Origin of the sequence: Paenibacillus paeoniae, from assembly GCF_003388735.1 — a bacterium.
Classification (GTDB): Bacteria; Bacillota; Bacilli; order Paenibacillales; family Paenibacillaceae; genus Pristimantibacillus; species Pristimantibacillus paeoniae.
Genome location: NZ_QUBQ01000004.1, coordinates 298,087 through 318,413 on the forward strand (window position 1 = coordinate 298,087; position 20,327 = coordinate 318,413).

At 47.3% G+C, this 20,327-nt stretch carries 14 protein-coding genes; 2 read left to right on the forward strand and 12 right to left on the reverse strand.

The window, feature by feature from the left end; translation table 11 throughout:
• Window positions 1–146: 146 nt before the first annotated feature.
• From DX130_RS19695 to DX130_RS19705, 3 genes are all read right to left on the reverse strand, one after another.
• Entirely contained in the window at window positions 147–1,646 is a 1,500-nt protein-coding gene (locus DX130_RS19695; protein ID WP_116048271.1) for a malate:quinone oxidoreductase, read from the reverse strand.
• Between the two features lie 399 nt (window positions 1,647–2,045).
• Window positions 2,046–2,747: a DUF5666 domain-containing protein gene (locus DX130_RS19700; protein ID WP_133297952.1), complete on the reverse strand. Its 702-nt coding sequence runs from the start codon at window positions 2,745–2,747 to the stop codon at window positions 2,046–2,048.
• Window positions 2,748–2,868: 121 nt separating this feature from the next.
• Complete coding sequence (locus tag DX130_RS19705; RefSeq protein WP_116048274.1) at window positions 2,869–3,366, reverse strand: RNA polymerase sigma factor; 498 nt, start codon at window positions 3,364–3,366, stop codon at window positions 2,869–2,871.
• Between the two features lie 230 nt (window positions 3,367–3,596).
• Here DX130_RS19705 and DX130_RS19710 point away from each other — a divergent pair, with 230 nt between their 5' ends.
• On the forward strand, window positions 3,597–4,961 hold the full coding sequence (locus tag DX130_RS19710; RefSeq protein WP_240644602.1) for an FAD-binding oxidoreductase: 1,365 nt from the start codon (window positions 3,597–3,599) through the stop codon (window positions 4,959–4,961).
• A gap of 174 nt (window positions 4,962–5,135) precedes the next feature.
• On the opposite strand, the gene DX130_RS19715 is transcribed toward DX130_RS19710, so the two are convergent.
• Genes DX130_RS19715 through DX130_RS19725 form a run of 3 tightly spaced genes read right to left on the reverse strand, consistent with a single transcriptional unit; the run spans window position 5,136 to window position 9,020 of the window.
• On the reverse strand, window positions 5,136–5,459 hold the full coding sequence (locus DX130_RS19715; RefSeq protein ID WP_116048277.1) for a hypothetical protein: 324 nt from the start codon (window positions 5,457–5,459) through the stop codon (window positions 5,136–5,138).
• A gap of 60 nt (window positions 5,460–5,519) precedes the next feature.
• Window positions 5,520–5,939, reverse strand: coding sequence for an immunity 22 family protein (locus DX130_RS19720; RefSeq protein ID WP_116048279.1), 420 nt, complete (start codon window positions 5,937–5,939; stop codon window positions 5,520–5,522).
• A 60-nt stretch (window positions 5,940–5,999) separates the two neighbouring features.
• On the reverse strand, window positions 6,000–9,020 hold the full coding sequence (locus tag DX130_RS19725; protein WP_116048523.1) for a hybrid sensor histidine kinase/response regulator: 3,021 nt from the start codon (window positions 9,018–9,020) through the stop codon (window positions 6,000–6,002).
• 423 nt (window positions 9,021–9,443) lie between these two features.
• Between DX130_RS19725 and DX130_RS19730 the strand changes: the two genes are divergently transcribed.
• A complete protein-coding gene (locus DX130_RS19730; protein WP_116048280.1) occupies window positions 9,444–10,211 on the forward strand; it encodes a class I SAM-dependent methyltransferase in 768 nt (255 codons plus the stop codon).
• Window positions 10,212–10,368: 157 nt separating this feature from the next.
• On the opposite strand, the gene DX130_RS19735 is transcribed toward DX130_RS19730, so the two are convergent.
• The 6 genes from DX130_RS19735 to DX130_RS19760 form a co-directional block, all read right to left on the reverse strand.
• Complete coding sequence (locus DX130_RS19735; RefSeq protein WP_116048282.1) at window positions 10,369–10,812, reverse strand: SMI1/KNR4 family protein; 444 nt, start codon at window positions 10,810–10,812, stop codon at window positions 10,369–10,371.
• 181 nt (window positions 10,813–10,993) lie between these two features.
• Window positions 10,994–11,722 carry a hypothetical protein gene (locus DX130_RS19740; RefSeq protein ID WP_116048284.1) on the reverse strand — a complete coding sequence of 243 codons (729 nt, stop codon included), beginning with the start codon at window positions 11,720–11,722 and terminating at the stop codon, window positions 10,994–10,996.
• Between the two features lie 317 nt (window positions 11,723–12,039).
• Window positions 12,040–14,661, reverse strand: a complete 2,622-nt coding sequence (locus DX130_RS19745; protein WP_116048285.1) for a family 16 glycosylhydrolase — start codon at window positions 14,659–14,661, stop codon at window positions 12,040–12,042.
• A gap of 381 nt (window positions 14,662–15,042) precedes the next feature.
• Window positions 15,043–16,614 (reverse strand): response regulator transcription factor, encoded by a 1,572-nt coding sequence (locus DX130_RS19750; protein WP_116048287.1) that lies wholly within the window; start codon window positions 16,612–16,614, stop codon window positions 15,043–15,045.
• Between the two features lie 2 nt (window positions 16,615–16,616).
• Entirely contained in the window at window positions 16,617–18,455 is a 1,839-nt protein-coding gene (locus DX130_RS19755; RefSeq protein ID WP_165861373.1) for a sensor histidine kinase, read from the reverse strand.
• 140 nt (window positions 18,456–18,595) lie between these two features.
• Entirely contained in the window at window positions 18,596–20,260 is a 1,665-nt protein-coding gene (locus DX130_RS19760; RefSeq protein ID WP_116048290.1) for an extracellular solute-binding protein, read from the reverse strand.
• Window positions 20,261–20,327 lie beyond the last annotated feature (67 nt).

Consider the following 20,327-nt stretch of genomic DNA (forward strand, 5'->3'; position numbering starts at 1 on the left):
GCGTTTGCCAGACTCAGCGAAGCTCAACTGAACCAAACCCTTCACACAAAAAAACCTTCAAAATCGCCAGTTGGCGAAATTGAAGGTTTTTACTATCCAATACTCACAGGATAAAGGCTGTTTGACATCATAATCATAAAAGTGAATTAGACCGGTTGCAGTTCACGGTTTAAACGAAGCGTCTGTGCTGATGTAGCATGAACTTCCTCAAGCAGCGCAGGGTTACCTAACAAGGATTCGCCATAAGAAGGAATCATCCCTTTGAGCTTAGGCTCCCACTCCTTGATATGCTGCGGGAAGCATTTGTTCAATACTTCAAGCATAACGGATACTGCAGTCGATGCGCCTGGAGATGCTCCAAGCAAGGCAGCAATCGAGCCATCAGCAGCACTTACCACTTCCGTACCGAATTGAAGTGTACCTTTGCCGCCAGCTACTGTATCTTTGATAACCTGTACGCGTTGCCCTGCGACGACCAAATCCCAATCCTCGATCTTCGCGTTAGGGATAAACTCGCGCAGCTCTTCCATGCGCTTCTCCTTAGACAAGAGAACTTGCTCGATCAAATATTTGGTCAGCGACATATTTTTGGCGCCTGCTGCCAACATGGTGAAGAGATTGTTCGGTTTGACAGAAGTAATCAGATCGAACATAGAACCCGTCTTCAAAAACTTCGGCGAGAAGCCGGCAAAAGGACCGAAGAGCAAGGATTTCTTATTATCGATAAAGCGAGTGTCCAGATGCGGTACGGACATTGGAGGAGCGCCGACCTTCGCTTTGCCGTATACTTTGGCATGGTGCTGCGCAACAACCTCCGGATTTTTGCAAACCATGAAGATGCCGCTTACCGGGAAGCCGCCCATTTGCTTTCCTTCAGGAATGCCGGATTTTTGCAACAGATGCAAGCTTCCGCCGCCGCCGCCGATGAATACGAACTTCGCGGTATGATGCTCGACCGTACCACTGGCTTCATTGCGTACTTTCAAATCCCAAGCGCCATCGCTCGTGCGTTTCATATTGTTTACACTATGCTTGTATTTAATATCTACGTTTTTACTCTTCAAATAGTCAAACATCATGCGCGTTAAAGCGCCAAAGTTAACGTCCGTACCCGAGTCGATTTTGGTAGCTGCGACCGCTTCGTTGGCATCGCGATTTTGCATAATGAGCGGAATCCACTCCATCAGCTTTTTCGGATCCTCGGAATATTCCATTCCTTTGAACAATGGATTAGCGGACATCGCCTCATAACGCTTCTTCAAGAATGAAACATTTTTCTCTCCTTGGACTAAGCTCATATGCGGCAAGGGCATAATAAAGTCCTGGGGATTACGCAACAGCTTGTTGTGAACAAGATAAGACCAGAACTGCATGGAAACTTGGAATTGCTCATTAATCTGAATCGCTTTGCTAATATCTACAGAACCGTCCTTCTTCTCGGACGTGTAGTTAAGCTCGCACAGAGCCGCATGACCAGTTCCCGCATTATTCCACTCGTTCGAGCTTTCCTCGCCTGCGCTTGGGAGCTTCTCAAACACAGTGATTTTCCAGCCGGGGACCAATTCCTTGAGCAATGCCCCCAAAGTCGCACTCATGATTCCAGCACCAATTAAGATAACGTCTGATTTGGTTTGTTTGTCACCCATTTTTACCGCCCTTACACGCAATTATTTAAAGAAAAGATGTAAGTCCTCCCCGCTCAAGTCCATAGCAAAGCAGGGTGCGACACAGTCACGCACCTTTTCTAAATGAACGAATAACCCGAATAACGTACATATTCTGAATTTAATATATATCCTATTATATGATAGTTAGAGGGTATTTGAAAGCCGTTAAATTTTAGTGTCGCAACCCTGTTGCTGTTAAGTGGGGAGAATGCTTCCTATAGCTCACTATATGCTGGGGCTTTAACATTGGTTTGGCATTCTATGTGCAAATGAGCATACTGAGCTGTAAAATAAAAAACTGCAAGATCGCAACCGGCGTGGTCATGCGATCTTGCAGTTTCTGTGTTTCTATAGCTTACGCGCTGCCTTCTATCTCTCTTATTGTTGCGGAGCCATATTATTGTAGATGCGTGTTGCCGTTACTTTGCCTGTGTCTACATCCTCCGCTGTATAGCCGGATACGAAGTTGCCCACTTTGAACTCTTTCTGCAGCAGATCGTCGGAAGGCTCAGCCGCTGTTGGTCCCGGGATACCAAGCATTGTGTCCGGCGTTACTGTTACCCACAGATTGCCTACTTTAAAGCTTTGGCCATCAGGGCTTACTTCTGTAATTTGGCCGTCAATGTTAACCATTGCTTTGCCTGTAGTCGGAGGGCTGACTGCCTCTTCCTTCTGTGGGAGCATATTGTTGTAGATCACGTCTGCCGTTACTTTGCCAGTGCTTACATCTTGAGAAGTGTAGCCGGCCACAATGTTCCCCACTTTAAATTCCTTCTGCAGCAGCTCTTCGGATGGTGCTGTTGCAGTAGGCTCGCTGCTGCCTAGCTTTGTTTGATCCGTAACCGCTACCCACAGGTCGCCGATTTTGAAGCTTTTGCCGTCTGCGCTAACTTCTGAAATGACACCCTCAATGTTAACAGCTACTTTAGCTGTAGTTGGAGGTTGGGAAATGGTCGTAGGAGGTTGAATTGGCAGAGTAGGCGCCTTCTGGTTTGTTGCGATCAGACTGACGGATAATACCGCACATGCTGCAATCCCGATTGTCCAACCTGTTACTGTTCTTTTCTTTGCTCTTTCCATTTTTACCCGCTCCTTTGTATGGTTGCTATGTGTTTGTGTTGATTTGTCTATTTCGGACTTTAGCTTCTCGTACGTTGCCTCTTTAAAATTCTCACTTGTTTTCACACGGGACATCGCGGACTTATAGACAGACTTCTTCATCCTCCAGGCCTCCAATCTTTTCTTTTAAGATAAGGCGTCCTCTTGCAAGCCATGTTCCAACCGTTGCCGACTTGGACCCCATGATAGCTGCAATTTCCTGGATAGAATATCCTTCGTAGTAGTGCAGATGAATCGGAATTCGATACTTCTTGTCCAAAGCCAGCACGGCATGCAAAACTTCATTTTCTTCCTCAGGGAGGTAGCTTAAGTCTTCGGGAACAGGATTCCTGCTTTTGAACCATCCGGTTTTCAGCATATTTTTGCTTTTATTAATGGTTGTTCGAATCAACCATGCTTTTTCATGTTCACCGCTTTGAAATACGGGACGCTTCTGCAAATAGGCGAGGAAGACTTCTTGCGCCACTTCCTCTGCGTCAGCGATATTTTTCAAATACGTAAAAGCAATCTTAATCATGCTTTGCGAATATAGATCCAAGGCCCGCCGTACAGATTCATTGAGCTCATATGAATTGTACACCTCAGCACCTCCTTTCACTTTAAATACAACTGAGGAGGCCCATATTTTTCACGGCGCCGATATTTTTTTATCATTGGGCTTTTTTAATGGATTTAAACCGAGCCAAAGAATAGTAACAACTTAAAGTAAGAGACCGCCTGCAAGACAGACGCCGTTACCAGGTCAGATGTCCCTACATAGGAATAAACCATTGATATCAGCTCATTCCCTAAACGAGGATGGTGGATATATTGGCACAAAACCGCAGAAAGGCGGGGACACGCTTAACCGGAAGGATTGTACGACCGGGAAACCCGTCTTACCGTACAGCCAGGTTGGAGTTCAACAGACGCTTCTCCAAATTTCCGAGGGTCATTGTTTTCTGTAGACGAACAGAAGATGTTATTCATGCCGTCAAATGGGCTCGCGAGCGGGGCGTGCGACTACGAGTACGCAGCGGCAGGCATAGCTATGAGGGATTCTCTTCGGTAAATGGCGGGATGATTATCGATGTGAGCGAGATGAACAAAGTTAAGGTGGATCGCAAGCGGATGATAGCCCATGTGCAAACAGGCAACCCTCTCGCACGCGTGTATAGAAAGCTGTGGGAGAAGAGAGTGGCGCTGCCAGCCGGAACTGCACCCGACGTAGGCGTCGGCGGGCTGGCGCTGGGAGGCGGAATTGGTCTTCTATCGCGGAAATACGGCCTCACCTGCGATAATCTGCAACAAGTGAAAATGGTAGTGGCATCAGGACGATTTGGAGCAAAGACGATTATGGCCAATAAGAAAAAACATTCCGATTTGCTCTGGGCATCACGAGGCGGCGGTGGGGGAAATTTTGGGGTGGCTACAGCCTATACGTTCCGGATACGGCCAATTAAGACGGTGTCCATCTACAGCATCACCTGGAGATGGCGCGATCTGGAGAAGGTATTTCCCGCTTGGCAGCGCTGGGCGCCTTCCGTCACGAACCGCTTAACTTCAACCATTGAAGTAGCTTCGCGACAGGTCGGAACGATCGAGTCTACCGGGCAGCTGCTCGGTAGCGCTAGCGAATTGCAGCGATTAATACGGCCTTTGCTTCGAAGTGGAACGCCGGTGAAGGTTATGGTGCGAACCGTGCCTTTTATTGAGGCTACCCGCTTCTTCGCCGCAGCTGATCTCAATCTGGAACCGAAATTTAAAATTACAGGGGCTTATGGGTTTCAGCCTTTGCCTCGTGAAGGTGTACAAATCATTCGAGAATTCCTATCCAAAGCACCGAACAGACATTCATCCGTGTGGTGTCAAAGCTTAGGAGGAGCAGGAAGCGCGGTGAGCCGGGTATCTCCGACCGCAACGGCCTATCCGCATCGGAAGGCAGAGACGATCTACGAGCTGTCGGCAAGATGGAGAAACGACGACGAGCAGCTGCGAAATATTCGATGGGTAAAAAGGTTTCGAAGAGCTCTACATCCTTTTGTTAAGGGGGACTATGTAAACTTCCCCGATCTGCAGATCAAGAACTGGCCAAAAGCGTATTACGGTGTCAATTTTGCCCGATTAAAACAGGTGAAGCAGAAGTATGATCCTCATAATGTGTTTCGGTTTGCCCAGAGTATTCCAGTCAAATAACGCATTGAAGTGAACCATTCCAACAGGGAACGATTTATGTGAGGGTAAAAACAGTGCGAAGATACGATTCGTTATACTGACCTCGCCGCATTCATCTGATCTAGCCCCGGCTGTTCAATCGGGAAGTGACCTGCGCCCTCTAACTCCACATATTGCTTTGCGCATGCCAGATTATCATAGAATGGTTGGCTGAAGCGATACAGTGTCATAGGGTCTATTAGGTGGCATATCCGGCGACACGACCTCATAACCGGATTGTTGCAGTTTTCGCGCATAAGGAGCCAGCAGCCTGCCATTGCCCCCGGCCTCATGAATGCAAATAACCTTTAATTTTGCATCGGGGACGGGCATACGGTCCAAGTGAATATGAACTTCGTTCCATACCATCCATTCTTCTTTAGGCAACTGACTATCTGTTACCCTCATTTCTTCTGGAAAGTACTTTTGATATTGCTTCCAATAGGTCACGGTTTGATTATAGGTGTGCTGTCTCTTCATAGATGTATAGTTCCTTTCTCTCCATTCGCCGTGATACACGTCCCAGTTGCTCCAACTTTGCTATCGACCTTCGTACTCCACGCTTGTAAGGAGAACTACCGGGGAATCAGACTCTACATCTGCCTTGTCAAATTGGAATAATTCTTCGTTAATCGAACCATAAGGCGAATCGCTGCCTGATACGAGAATAATGGAATTGTAGGGCTTAATGGATTCATTGATCGTGGCTGGCAGCCCATTAACGAATGAATCATCAGGAACATACTCCGACTTCAAGTATTGGATAAAAGCGAGCTGTTCTTCCTCATCGTTCAAATGATGAATCTCCATAAAATCTTCGTCGATCCCGTCAGAGCCTATGCTATCCTCAAAATCCGAAAGAAGCGCATCTCCATCCTCGTCGTACAAGGTCTCAACAAATGCAGCCAATTCGTCCTCAGAGGAGAAATGGGCTCCCCACACGGTCACTATATGTCTCATCTCCACTCACCAACCTGTCTTCAGAGTAAGCGCTGCTTATTTGAATTTCTTTCACTACCCTTAATAGGGAATACGAAAAGTAACCTTAGTCCCGATCCCAAGCGTACTGCTGATATGCAGTCCAGATCCAAAATGCCGCTTTAATCGCTGATCCGTATTGATCAATCCTACACCTGACTTGCCGTCTGTTTTTCTCTCTAATACGTGTTGCAATCGAGCTTCTTCCATGCCTTCACCGTCATCTTCAACAGAAATCTCTACACCCGTCTCGTAAGTTCTAATCCGTATACAAATCGTTCCCCCGCGAACCCGTTTCATGACACCATGCATAATCGCATTCTCCACCAGGGGTTGAATGGAAAGAAACGGGACCTTTAATTCCTTGCAATCCTCAATCTCCCAAATGACTTGCAGCCTTTCATCAAATCGAACCTGTTCAATAAATAGATAGGATTTCACCAGATTTAGCTCCTCTTCTATCAGAACAAGTCCATCTCTATTGTGAAATCTAAATTTACTCCTCAAATAGTGGCTGAACTCATCCAGCAAAGTCCGCATCTTATCCAAGTTAATGTTGCTCAAAGCCGTTACAGCGTTTAGCGCATTGAATAAAAAATGTGGCTGGATTTGCGCATGAAGCCATGCCATCTCCAATCGCTGCTGCTCCCGAACAAATCGCTTAATCGAGATTAACGCTTCAATCCGCGACTTTAGCTCAATTGCTTCCACGGGCTTCGTGACATAATCATTTGCTCCCGCTATAAAACCGCCGCGAATATCTTCTGGCTGGCTTCTTGCTGTAACCAGAAGAATAGGGAGCTCTGTAAGCGACAACCGTCCACGAATGATGCGTGCCAGCTCATACCCGGACATCTGCGGCATCATAATATCCGAGATGACCAGATCCCAGTCCTTCGTATTCAGTACAGCCAATGCTTCCTTGCCGCTAGTGACCATCGTTGTGTCGTATTCATCCGGGGGGAGAATCGCTTCCAAGACTTGAAGATTCACAGGATCATCATCTACAATCAGCAGGCAAGGACGGCCGTGATTTTCCTCTAATATACGAAGAGAAGGAGGAATAGCCGTCTTATCCGTAGGGATAGAGTCATCATCCTCTATCAGCATAGGCGGCACAATGATGGGCTCGAATGCTCCCGCAGCAGCTACCTCATCTAAAGCACCGAGATCAGCCAGCTCTAACGAAAATATAAAGCTCGAGCCTTCGCCCAGTACAGAAGACACCGCAAGCGTCCCCCCATGAAGCTCAACCAGTTGCTTGCTGATGCTAAGTCCTAATCCGAAGCCGCCTTCAATCATAGTCTCGCTCGTACTTGCTTGCTCATATGGACGGAATAGACGCTTGAGCATGACCTCATCCATTCCAATGCCTGTATCCGTAATTCTGATATGCGCCTTTCCGTCCTTGGCAACTGCCTGTATGGCAATATTCCCTTCATTCGTATATTTCACAGCATTATGAAGTAAGTTGAAGACAATCTGAATCACCCGATTTTCATCCGCATAGACGGGAGGGAAATCGTCTGGAATTTGATTGGAAATGTGAATCGATTTCACTTCAGCGTTATATTGAAGCATGTCCAGCACACCCGTAACGATGGGTTGAATGGAGACGGCTTTCTTCTGTAGTCGCGGATTGCCATCCCGTAAGCTCATCACATCCATCAAATCGTTTAAGATCAAGGACAACCGGCGTCCTACCGATGACATCGTTTCAAGCTCTTTGATACTCCTCTCCTGCAACAAATGCCGCTCTCTCTTTAACACAGATTGGGACATGTTCATCATGCTATGAAGCGGATTTCGAAATTCATGCGAGGTATTGGCCAGGAATTGATCCTTATGATCATTCATTCGCTGCAAGGTTGCCGCAATTTCTTTGGTGTTGGCGTGCATATTGAAATATTGCTTAAACCATACCGTTGCTAAAAAACCCATTGCAATAATCTGATCAAATGGGTAATAGACCAAGCTTAAGCCGCTTTCCCGCCAGAAGAACGACCATACATAATGATGAAGCAACACGAGGAACGCAGTCAGCAGGAGCAGATTGCTTCTAATATCTTTGATAACCGATTTGAAAATAGCTATAATCGTGACCACTACAGCAATCGCACCTAATAAAGTATAGAACGGGAAAAGCGAAATAATCTGATCGGGAGACAAAAACAACGTAAGGCAGGCCGTTCCCAAAGTTACGATCTTATAGGCTGGATGAACTCTGCGCCAATAGCGAATTTCACGATGATTCGTGCACTGAAGCAGAGCGTAGACTCCGATCATTAAGGCAAAATTGGCTAGCCGGAAGTCCCAGTCGCTGCCGATGTAAAATAATTGATGAAACAGCTTTTCATAATCACTTAGCATATTCGCTAAAGTAATGCACAGGATTAACAATGAAAAATAGAGAAGCTTCTTTTCCTTATTTCCGAGTAGAAACAAAATAAAGGCATAAGCGGAGTGCATCAGAAAAATAATGGTCGTCAGAAGCTGCATCGACATGGAAATTCTCATTTCCTTCGCAATAGCTTGCTCTGAGCCGAATTTAATAGACCGTGCAATGCCGCTATTACGGCTATCCACGTAATTCGCCCCCTGTATGACGAGCTCGATTACACCATTCTCATCCGCTGTAAAGGTAGTGGAATAAGGAAGGTTTTTCGCTATATATTCATGTTCCGTATCCGCCACTCGTCCTGTCCCGGCGAGCAGCCGGCCATTGACGTATAGTTCCGATGAGGTGCGTACGCTAGGTACCCGGAGACTGTAGTTACGCTCCTCCGCCGGATCGACATGAAGAATCAAACGATAAGAACCAAATCCGTATGGGGTCGGTTCTTCAGCATTCAGCGCTTCATTCCATCCACCCGGAACCTGAATAAGCGTAGACTCACGCTCTCCTGCTTCTTGCGCTCGATTTCCAGTGATCAACCACTGTGAGGGATAAAACTCCCATTCCCCATCAAGCAAAAGAACATCGCCATCCTCGGCGTGCCAGTCGCGCAAGTCCAATTGCCCATTCTGAATAGATACCTGCTTCTGAAGATGGAACCACTCCATCCATACCAACCGCAAGCCGGAGACAACTACTATCAATAAGCAGAACCATACAATCCATTTTATTTTGTTTAATGGGTTTTTCGATAAATGTGTAAGCAAGAAATGTTCTCTCCTAGTCCTATTCTCCTAAGACATTCAAGTGCAAATAGTCTGATATCTATTTATTATACGATACATACTTAGCAGAAGTTGGGTATTTCAGAGAAACAAACAGAAATATTGCTCTTTCTATGATTTTATCGAAAATGCCGACGTGAATCGTAAAGTTTTGAACACAGGGAGCATTTACGGCAAGTTTGGTTTAAATCATTTTATAGCTTTAAAATGCTTGGCTCGGTTTCCTATAATGGAATTAAATTGATATGAAGTGAGTTCCAATAACTCCCCAGCGATTATACATTCCGATTATGGAGGGGTACGCATATGTCTTTTAGTTACTATGGCGAGCTTTGCACAGAGGTTTACGACCTAACTAAGAAGGTGGGTCAATCATTGGGCAAGGAGCTGGACTATTATCGTGAAAGATTAAAGCCTTGCAAGGGGCGTATACTGGAAGCGATGGTCGGTTCCGGGCGCGTGTTGATTCCTCTGCTAGAATCCGGTCTATTAGTCGACGGTGTCGACTATTCTCCCGAAATGCTGTCGTCTTGCCGTCAGCGGTGCGAAGAGCGCGGACTGGCTACCCATCTTTACGAGGCAGATCTTCAAGAACTGTCCTTACCTGAGCGATATGAAGCCATCATTATTCCAGCGGGCTCCTTCTTACTCATTGAACAACGCGAGGAATCGATCAAGGTTTTGAGGCGTCTATATGAACATCTTCAGCCAGGCGGACGACTTATTCTTGATTTATTTCTGCCTGATCCTAACTTTGAGATTGGTGTCGTTCGAAAAACATCCACCTTCCACTTGCCCAATGGGGATAGCATTACTATGGAAGAGAAGCTGGTTGAGGCCAACCTGCTTCATCAATACAAAGTTTCTTATCTCCGATACGAGAAGTGGCGCAATGGCTCTCTGATCCAAACCGAATTGCAGCGCTTAGCCATTCGTTGGTATGGCGTAGAGGAATTTAAGCTTGTTTTGGAAAGTATCGGATTCTCGAATGTGGTCATATCCGCTGATTTCGAATACGGCAAAACACCCGCCAATGCGAATCAAACGTATGTGTTTGAAGCAACCCGGACCTAACGGCTGGAGATGCGATCCCTATAAAACCTTACAGCCGTCCCTTAGGGATGGCTGTAAGGTTTTATATCCAACTATAATGGTGCGTGGTCAAAAAACTATACGGCGAGTAACTAAATGTCGTTGGCGCGACTCCAATGGCTAGAATATATAATACTGGTTACCACTCAAAAAAGTTGTCCTCAATGAATGCCTCGAATGAACCCGCCAAAACTTCCGTTTCTCCGTTATCATGATAGTAGATCAGCACTTCCCCTGCCGGATTTAAAAATATCGGATTGCCGGAGCCATCTAACGAGATGACATAGCTGCTTTTCAAAAATACTCCGCATGGCAGCTCCTTGCATTGTTCTCGAAAATCCAGCGTCAAGTCAGTAACCGTCTCCCTTCCGATACTGGAGCCGTTAGAGAATGCATGCACCGCAATGCCCGCATACGCTCCGCCGAAGGTTCGGATAAATTGTACGTAATCCTTATGAAAGCTGATCCCGAGTCTCTGCTCGGCCTCGGCTACTTCCTCTTGGCTTGCTGGAGTGCCTACTAAAGTTCGATTATTCTCTCGATAAAGAAATGCGGTCAGCCTTTCCATGAGTGCGTCATTCATTACATATTCCCCTCCCCTTTGGGCTATCTACAGTTCATTGCCTATCCATGTCAGCCAATTATTATCCAGCATCCAGCTTCTCACCTTTGCTAATTACACGCCACATAAAGGCAATATGATACGGAAACGTCCAAGCTTCCGCCAATTCAGCGAGCGGCAACGAACGGGAGCGTCGATGAAGCTATCCTTTACACCCATGTGACAATAGCCATTGCTCCATATCCGCGAATACGTTCACAGCATCCTGTTCATACATAACCGCCACTTCTTGCCCGTAGGCATAATTAAACCGTACATAACCGCCTAACTCTTGATAAAACAGCAGACAAGTATATTCATTTTCAATGACCAAATCAGGCGAAAAAACCTCCCGAAACATTCCCGACAGAACCGGCAGCGTCAGTCCATCCGTTCCCGGCGGCAATCGCAAAAAGCGGTGACTACGCGTATCCGACCATGGCTCATAATAGACTGCCCCCTGCTGCCCGCTTCCGTATACCTGGTGATAGATGTCATCCAGCACCGTAGCGTACGTCTCGTCATCCGCTGGCTCCTGCACCTGCAAGGAGATGATCACAATACGTTCCGCATGGCGGGGCAGCCAAAGCAACTGCCCTGTCTGCGGATGTACCGCCAGAAAATCGCCATCCACTGTAGTGCCTATTGAGATGCATTCGCCGATTTGCTCTTGCGTAATCGGGCTGTCCGCATCATGCTCCCATATTTCATACTCCGGGAATGGCCGTAGGACTTCTGTATCCGGTGAGTAAACATTCATCCACCCTCTATACGTCCCAGCGCCATACCGCTCTATAAATGAAAGATACCCTAGTGGAAATGAAACGGCTGCTTCCTGCATTGCTTGGATTTGTTTCGGAGATAGCGGCTCCGGCTGCGAAACCAAATACATAATTCTCCCCCTTTGCTCTCTTCATTTCCCTATATGCTTAATTGGCTCAGGCTAATCCGAGCCGATGCTCGTTGTTTTCTTCTAAGTACGGAAGGAACGCTCCATAAGTTGCTCAAATGACTAAGTTTAGCCATATAGAACTACCGGAATCGTGGAAGAAAGTCCCGCAGCCCTAATTCCATTAGCCTGTACTCTTGTTTCCAGAGATTCTAGAGGCGAAACAAAAAAATAGACGAAGGGGGAATCTAGGTTCCCCCCCTCGCCTATTCACATCATTATTTCATTAGCTAGACCTGTCGGTACGCTTACATGATTACTTATTCCGGCGTGCCCTGCGTTACCCCGTGAACATAGGTGAACCATGGCGTATCCAGTGCGCCTTGACCTGGATTATAGGTGAAGAAATACTCCACAGTATCCCCTTGCTGCAAGTTGTTGACAGCGTAGGTGTAGTTGCCGTTACCTGTAGTCGACATCGCTACGTTCTGCTGGCCTCCATTATTCACCTTATAGTGCAAATCCGCAAAGGTTGCGCCATTCACATAAAACTGTAGGTTATTACCGGTTTTCTTCAGCCCGCGTACCCCGTCACCAATGACAATAACGGTGGATGCCGGCGGCACAACGGTAATGGTGCTTACAGCTGTCTTATTGCCGTCCACGGTTGTCGCCGTAACCGTCGACGTGCCCGGAGCAACCCCCGTCACTTTGCCGCTCGTATTCACGGAAGCGACGCTCGAATTGGACACCGTCCAAGTCACTTGCTTATTAGTCGCATTAGACGGCGTTACTGTAGCATTCAACTGTACATCCTGGCCCACCTCTACCTGTGCAGAAGTCTGGTTCACCGTGACACCGGCAACAGATACGTTGCCAGGATTCTCTACACCGTTCTCCTTGTACACACGTACATAATCGACCTGCATCGTTGCTGGGATATCTTCAGGGTCCGGAGACAGAAGACCGTCGAAATATCCGCCAATCGCCAAGTTCATAATCAGGTAGAACGGCTGATCGAACGGTGCATTCGGATTGTTCGGCGCAGCTACGGAATACCATTGATCATTTGTTACTTTGAAGAAAAACTTGCCGTCCACATACCATTTGAAATTATCCTCTTCCCATACCATCGTGTAGACATGGAAATCATTTTCGAAGGTTTCACCTTCAGGGAAGTGATAGTCACCCGCAATATAGCGGTTCACCGGCCATTGTCCGCCGAAGTGCAGAGCTCCGCTGGTCATGCCAGGCAAGCGTCCCTTTGCTTCCATAATATCAATCTCGCCGGATGCGGCCCACGCGCCGTATACGGAATCTTCAGGGAGCATCCAAAGCGCAGGCCATACTCCATTGCCTGTAGGCAGCTTTGCACGGATATCCACTCTACCGTACTGGAAGGAGAGCTTATCCTTTGTATTCAGCTTGCCCGACGAATATTGTGCATAGCGAGTAGGATCTTGCGGGAAGTTTTTCGGCTCGTTCAGGGCTCTGAAATTCAACTTTCCGTCCGCTACGAATATATTTTGGTCACTATCTGTATAGTGAGCCAGCTCCGCATTGCCCCAGCCCCAGCTATGAGGGTCGTCACTGATATAATAGCCTGTTTCATAGTTCCATTTGCTCATATCAAGCGTTGTTCCGTTAAACTCATCCTGCCAAATAAGCGTCTGCCCATCAATAGCCGGGTTTGTTGGTGTTCCGATGGCAACATCATCATGATCGGATACATCCGGACGAGGCGCATTAGGATTGCCAATGAACGTATAGTTAACAAAATTGTTTCCGATGCTTCCGCCTGGCTGCCCGTTTAATGGATAACCAATACGAATCTGCATATCCTCTTGGATGGGCTGGAACCAAAGTCCATAGATGTAATCAGCCCAATAACCCCACTGATTGGCGTCAGACATCCGATTATAGCCGTTAGGAGAATAAGAGAATCCGCTCTGGCTGGAATTCGCCAAATCAACCCACTGTCCGTTGATATTGATTTGGTAGACGAAACCTCCAAGCTCCGTGCCTATTGCCGCTCCTCCGTCAATCTTAGGGAGCGGTATGCCGATAACACCGCTCACATCGGCGGTAAAGGTTGTGCCGTCATAAGGCGTAATCGTATACGAACTCCTTACTGGCTGATTAAAGGTAATCGTATAAACGACATTAGCCGAAGACGTTTTGGACTCCAATTTGACATTGATCGACTCCGTTACCGTAAACCAGAATCCGCCTCCGCCTTCGGTGAATTGGCCGAAGTTGTTATCATAGATCCAGCCGCTGGCTGCATTATTTTCAAGATCAATCCATGTGCTGCTGTTGATCGGTTTCACAAACACCTTCAAGTCATCCGCGACAGCTGCGTAAGGAACCGCCGTATCGTTGTTGAAGGTCGGGTAAGTAAACCCAGCGCCGCCTGTAAAGCTTGCTGTAATTTGCGGGCCTTGTGTAGGTGTCATTGCAGTAATCGTGGCTTTATTAATGTTCTGGAAAACAAGTGTATAATCAAGTGTCACCCCAGGATTAGCCTTGGAGTAGAGCTGAATCTCTGTCGTAGCGGAGAGAATGAACCAATAACCATTCAGACCTCCATCGCTCCAGTGACCCCAGTTTTGGTTATAAACATAGCCGCTGACACTGTCGATATCGACCCAGTTGCCGCTGACTTTCACTTTCACGCCTACATCATCGGAAACATTATTCCAAGTGGCTGAGCCTCCGTTGAATACGGGCATAACAAAGCCGTAACTGGCTTGCCCTACTCCTGAATTGAAAATAACAGGTCCGTCCGCTGTCGAGAAGTAAGTCATTGAGGTAACTGCAGTTCCTGCAGCCTGTACCTGAGATGCGGGCATTAGACCTACGCTAGCTATCATGGCTATTGCCAAAACTAAACTCAATATCCGTTGCTTTAACCTATTCGCCGTAGTATGATATCGTTTCATAATTGCCTCCTTAAATGCATGGATATAAAACATAAGGAATTCACTTGTTGACCTATCCGTGCTTCGCTTGACGTACCCCGTGATGTGGCTGCACAGCCACATCATCCTGCTCCAGATACATGGCTAGCTCATGTCTGGCAGCTGCAATACCGTCTGTAAAATTCATAGACTTAGAGACCTTCAGACGCTCAGGTAGTGATCGTTACTCGCTTTGCAGACCTGCGGCTCCTTTACTTCCGGATAGAAAGAAACCGCTTACATAAGGGAACATCTTTATTCTACCGAAAATCATAATGGGATGAAAAGGTACAATTATTTTTGTTGTGCCCCAATTTTTTGGCTTTTCATAAACGGGGTGAATAAAACAGCGCTATGGCAGATTCATAGCGCTGTGTCTTGATATTTCTCTTCTCTTTCATGCTTCCGCCGCATCAACTGACGATACTCTGTAGGCTGCATGTTCATCACATCTCGGAATGCCCGTGTAAAGCTTTTATAACTCTCATACCCTACCATAGCTGCGACTTCGACGATTTTATGCTCTGTCTCGGCCAGCAGCCGCCGCGCTTTATCGAGACGTACATCTCGAAGATATTCTGCAAAGCCTTTGCCAATATTCTTCTTAAATAAGTTAGAAAAGTAAGCATAATTAAGCGACACGTGGTTGGACACCATGGCAAGGTCCAACGGCTTGTGGTAGCTCTCATGTATAAAACGAATGGCCTCATTCAAGTCATGCGTATTACGGTAGCTGCACTTATATTCATAATAGTATTGATTCAATCGCAACAGCTGTTGTTGCAGCGCCTGAATATAATCGCGAATGCCCGGATAATCGAACAGATTGCGCAAGCAATCAATATCAAGCGCCTCATCCCCCATATAGGGACGAATCACACGCTCATATTCCTCCAGCATTTTCACCACAGCGCGGCAAAGCTGCTGAGTATAACGGATATGATAACGTTGCAGCACATCTTTGTGGAACATCATGGAGATGCCTTGGGCGATTTTGCCGCTGTTCTTGGTGCCGATTAATTGAAACAGAGAATATAACCCCTCATACGGAAGCTCCCACTGCTGTATTAGCCGATCAATATGCGCAGGCAAGATGCAGCGCTTGTCTGGAAATAGATAGCTGTGACGATACAGCTCAAGCACTTGGGTATAGCTCTCCGACAGCCCCTTTAATCCTTCCTGTGGGCCGGTCATGGCAATAACAGCATTAATCTGTCCTGCCTTAAGTGCGGCAGGCAAAGCCCCCGTATCGACGGATGCATCAACCGCGAGGATCAGATGCTGTCCGTGCTGCAAGCTTATACAGCCCCGCCTGCCATAGACGCGGTAGGCAATCGATTCCATACTATGGCTGCTATTGGCCCCCGGTTGGTTAATCCATAGCTCCTCTCGAAGCAGGCATAAGCGGTAATGGCTCCACAGCTCTGGATTTTGCCCCTGGGTCTGATCAACCCACGCCTCATCATTGACAGCGCCCTGCATAAACATGCCTAGCTCCTTACGGTCCGTCTCACGGGCGCGGCGGGAAATATGCATCATATTGCGTGAGAGTGCCTGACGCGCCTGTATCTCCTGCCATACATGCTCTACCGAGGTTTGCAGATCCTCCCGCTTCACAGGCTTGAGCAGGTAGCCCTTTGCGCCTAGCCCAATCGCTTTTTGAGCATAGGCAAAGTCGCTGTAGCCGCTAATAATAAGATAATTGACTTTAATGCGCTCCTCTTTGGTTTGAGCCATGAGCTCCAGTCCATCCATATCCGGCATCATAATATCGGTAATGACCAGTTGAATGCTGTGCTGACGCAATAGCTGCAATGCCTCAACCCCATTGGCAGCGCAGTACATATTGTCAAACTCAAGAGGGAATTGACTCAGCATGGCCTGCAGGCCATCGCGAATATTTTTTTGATCATCCACAATTAGAATGTTCAACATGCTTACCAACCTCCAAGATTCACATTTTCCCAAGGCAAGCGTATCGTTACACAGGTATACGCGCCCTGTACACTGTCAATCCAAAGTCCGCAGTCTTTGCCATAATGAAGCTGCAAGCGCTTATGCACGTTCTCCAAGCCCAAGCCGTTCTTGCTGCTAACGATCGGCGTATCGGAGTCTCCCCGCAGCACAGCCTGCAAACTAGCCAGCATCTCCGGCCCAACACCCGCGCCGTCATCCCGAATGTCGATGAGCAACAAGCTGTCATTCTCCACGGATACATTAATCTGGATATGTACACTGCCACCCGGAGGCGCCGCGTGATGAACGGCATTTTCCACGATGGGCTGCATGCACATTTTAGGAATGGCGTAACGAAGCACCTCTTGAGGAAGATCCGCCGTCAATACGATGCTGCCGCCTTCCATGAAGTTGATAAATTGAATATAACTCTGTATATTGGCAAGCTCCTCACTGAGAGCAACGGTATCGCTGCGCCACTTCATGCTATAGCGCAACAGCGAGCCTAAGGAAACCAGCGCATCCGCAATAGCAGGCTGTCGCTGAATCTCGGCTTGCATCCGGATCGATTCCAGCGCGTTATATAAGAAATGCGAATTAATCTGAGCATGCAGCGAGTGCAGCTGTGCATTCTTCGCAATCAGCTGCTTATCCACCACCTGTGTCATCAGGCGTTTGATCTCATCCAGCATTTTATTGTAGCTGACAGCCACCTCGTCGATTTCATCGCCCGTTTCATTCTCATTCAGGCCGGTATTAATTTTGGCATCCAGTTGGCCTTTCCGCACCTTGCGCATGGAAGCCAATACGCCGTCCAGCCGGCGCAGCATGCGCCTTATCGTAAGCGAGACTAACAGAAGCAGCATCAAGAGTGTTGACAATGTAATCGCTGCCACAAATCCATACCAGCTTCGCGGGCCCTTCATCAGTGCCTGGTGGGATGCAATATCCACTACATAGGCGTCCAGAGGAGCAATGTAGCGATACAGCGCATAGTAGGTATGATCGCCTACGTGAACCTTAATGGGATTATTCTGCTGCAGTACATCCAGTTGCCCATGAATGGTGCCCAGAATATCGTCCAGTTCCTCCTCCACATATTGAGGAAAGCTATGATTAGGATTGTATACATATCGGGAGGAATTCGCACCGTCCATCACAACCGAGAAAAAGTCTCCTCCGGTCTCTTCAAGCAGATTGTTAAAGAACACATTGTGCGAAGCACGAATTTCCATGATGCTGGGACGTTTGTGCTGCTGATCCTGCAGGCGTACCAACCGGTAGTAGGATAGCGTGTGCTCCCCATCCTTATAAGCAAATAAGCGGTAAGCTGACCCGCCCTCATCCCGAAGTGTCGTCCAGTAATCCTGAGGCTCGAACTTGTCAAAATGATAGATTTCAGGCCAGATTTCAAACAGGTTCGGGTTATCGATATAAAAGCTAAGCTCGTCGATCATCTCATGGCTTTGGATAATATTATGCATTTGCTCAAATTGGTTTTGCCTGAATTTCACCAGACGCAAGCCGTCTCCACGCATATTGGAGTGAATAAAATCTACAAATGCCTTTTGCCTTAGCGCCGTAGAGGAAGCGTTTTCAATTATATTCATTCTACTGCGCAACTGTTCGTCCAGACGCGATACATGGCTGCTGCCAGTAGCCATAGCGTCCTTGTACAGCTGGTTTTCCTGCGTGCGGATAAATAAAAAGGAAACCACAATGGCAGGAACAGCAATCAACAGGCTGAAGGCCAGAAGCAATTTTTGCGAAATGCGGGAATTGCGGTATATCTTTCTCATATTTTTCAGCAGATCCTTCATGTAAGTGCCCTCCCCACCCCTGTAATATACCATATATTACAGCAAGGCTGGAAGATACAGGGCGAGATTAGGCCATACTCTACAAAGCAGGGAATACCGGCCACCATTCGGCGGCCGGCATTCATGATCAGCGGATTAGATTACTCCGCCATTTTAGCTTTACGTGCGCTCAGCTCAGCCTGACGGAATTCCATTACCTTGTCAAAGCCATAATTATCACGACGGGAAAGGAAGCCCTCGAACACTTTGTCAAAAGCAGCCTCGTCCTTAGCGGTAATCAGCTCAGGCATTACTTCCTCCCAGTTTTGGGAGATACGTGCCCAGGCTACTGCCGCATCGGAATCACCCTGAGGATCAAGTCCTTTGTAGATGCCGCTGTCGATATCAGCTTGAGCGTTCGCGAAGTCTTCCATCTGCTTAAGAACAGGCGTTTTCTCCGGTCTCCATTGGTTAATAATAACTGGGTTACGGACCATCCAGTACGTATCCATGATACCGTATTCCTTCTCCAGCTTCTCAATATCATTGGAAACCAGATCTACCATCTCAGGCTTCAATTGCGGCTTGCCGTCGGCCATATCCCACGTTTCGCCTTCCTTGCCCAGGAACAAGTCTCTTTGTCCTTCTTCACTAGCCAGATAAGTCAAGAAGCGGATGGCACGTTCAGGATTTTTAGTGGTTTTGCTGATCATCGTAACCATCCAGCCATCCATGTTGCCTGGGAACAGCTTAGCTTTTTCGCCTTTGCTGTTCTGCGGTCCGTCTACTGCGATGTAATAAGAATCCGGGTTGGCGCTTGCAGCCAGCAACGGATTAACAGCCGCCATGCCGTTCCACTCGCGAACCATCATGAAATAACGAGCATTGTTCGTTTTTTCATCTACTTGCGTATCGGAATCCACCAGGAAATCTACATTAATCAGTCCGCGTTCGTAAGCCGTGCGGAACGTTTTCAGCCAAGCAACATAATCGGGATCCGTGATGCGGTCATATACATTGCCATCCTTCTCATGCGGAACAGCCAGCAAGTTTTGCAAGTACTCCGTCATCCCGTAAGGAACATTGCCTTGAGCAAAGAACGGGCTCATCGGCTGGCCTTTATATTGGGAATACTGGTCCTTCAGCAACTGCAGCGTGTTCAAGAAACCTTCCGGCGTGCTCATATCCGGTTTTCCCATTTCCTCATACAAATCTTTTCGTACCAGGAACGTTTGGTTCGCAGCCGTCATGCCTGTTTCATGCATCAGGTTAGGACTGAATGAGTCATTCGGAACGCCATACGTATTGCCATTATCTTGACGATACCACTTCAGAGTGCCATCCCCAGCGACTTTGAAGAAGTACGGATCATACTGATCAGCCAATTCATTCAAAGGAAAAACAAAATCGCCTTCCCACAGCTTTTTGACAGCGTTTTCCCAAGATCCCATTGTAATAAGATCTGGCAGTTTACCGGAAGTCATCGCGAGCGTAATTTGCTCATTTGCCTCGCCAGAAGGTACTTCAATTTTAATTTTAACGCCTGTTTTTTCTGTTACATATTTAGAAGCAAGGGTCTCTCCCCAGGCATGAGGATACCAAGAGGCTCCTACAAACCAGGATAACTCTACTGGACTGGTATCCAGCTGCCATCCAGGTATTTCGGGATTTAACGCTGTCTCACCCGACGGTGCAGGCGTGCTGTCCGAAGGCGTGGAGGTCGGCTTGTTATCATTGTTCTTAGACCCCGTGCAAGCAGCCAAGCTGAGCATCATAATTAATGCCAGAGCCATAATGATGCTTTTCTTCATGTGGTTGCGCTTCATTACATGATCATCCTTTCTTTTCTTCCCCTATTTTTTAATCTATTTGTATCATACGCCTCTCTAAACT

Coding starts and splice junctions, on each gene's coding strand:
- DX130_RS19695 (WP_116048271.1), bottom strand. CDS start 1,646: ATGGGTGACAAACAAACCAAATCAGACGTTATCTTAATTGGTGCTGGA.
- DX130_RS19750 (WP_116048287.1), bottom strand. CDS start 16,614: ATGTTGAACATTCTAATTGTGGATGATCAAAAAAATATTCGCGATGGC.
- DX130_RS19735 (WP_116048282.1), bottom strand. CDS start 10,812: ATGAATGACGCACTCATGGAAAGGCTGACCGCATTTCTTTATCGAGAG.
- DX130_RS19725 (WP_116048523.1), bottom strand. CDS start 9,020: ATGGAGTGGTTCCATCTTCAGAAGCAGGTATCTATTCAGAATGGGCAA.
- DX130_RS19745 (WP_116048285.1), bottom strand. CDS start 14,661: ATGAAACGATATCATACTACGGCGAATAGGTTAAAGCAACGGATATTG.
- DX130_RS19700 (WP_133297952.1), bottom strand. CDS start 2,747: ATGGAAAGAGCAAAGAAAAGAACAGTAACAGGTTGGACAATCGGGATT.
- DX130_RS19740 (WP_116048284.1), bottom strand. CDS start 11,722: ATGTATTTGGTTTCGCAGCCGGAGCCGCTATCTCCGAAACAAATCCAA.
- DX130_RS19730 (WP_116048280.1), top strand. CDS start 9,444: ATGTCTTTTAGTTACTATGGCGAGCTTTGCACAGAGGTTTACGACCTA.
- DX130_RS19755 (WP_165861373.1), bottom strand. CDS start 18,455: ATGAAGGATCTGCTGAAAAATATGAGAAAGATATACCGCAATTCCCGC.
- DX130_RS19760 (WP_116048290.1), bottom strand. CDS start 20,260: ATGAAGCGCAACCACATGAAGAAAAGCATCATTATGGCTCTGGCATTA.
- DX130_RS19715 (WP_116048277.1), bottom strand. CDS start 5,459: ATGAAGAGACAGCACACCTATAATCAAACCGTGACCTATTGGAAGCAA.
- DX130_RS19720 (WP_116048279.1), bottom strand. CDS start 5,939: ATGAGACATATAGTGACCGTGTGGGGAGCCCATTTCTCCTCTGAGGAC.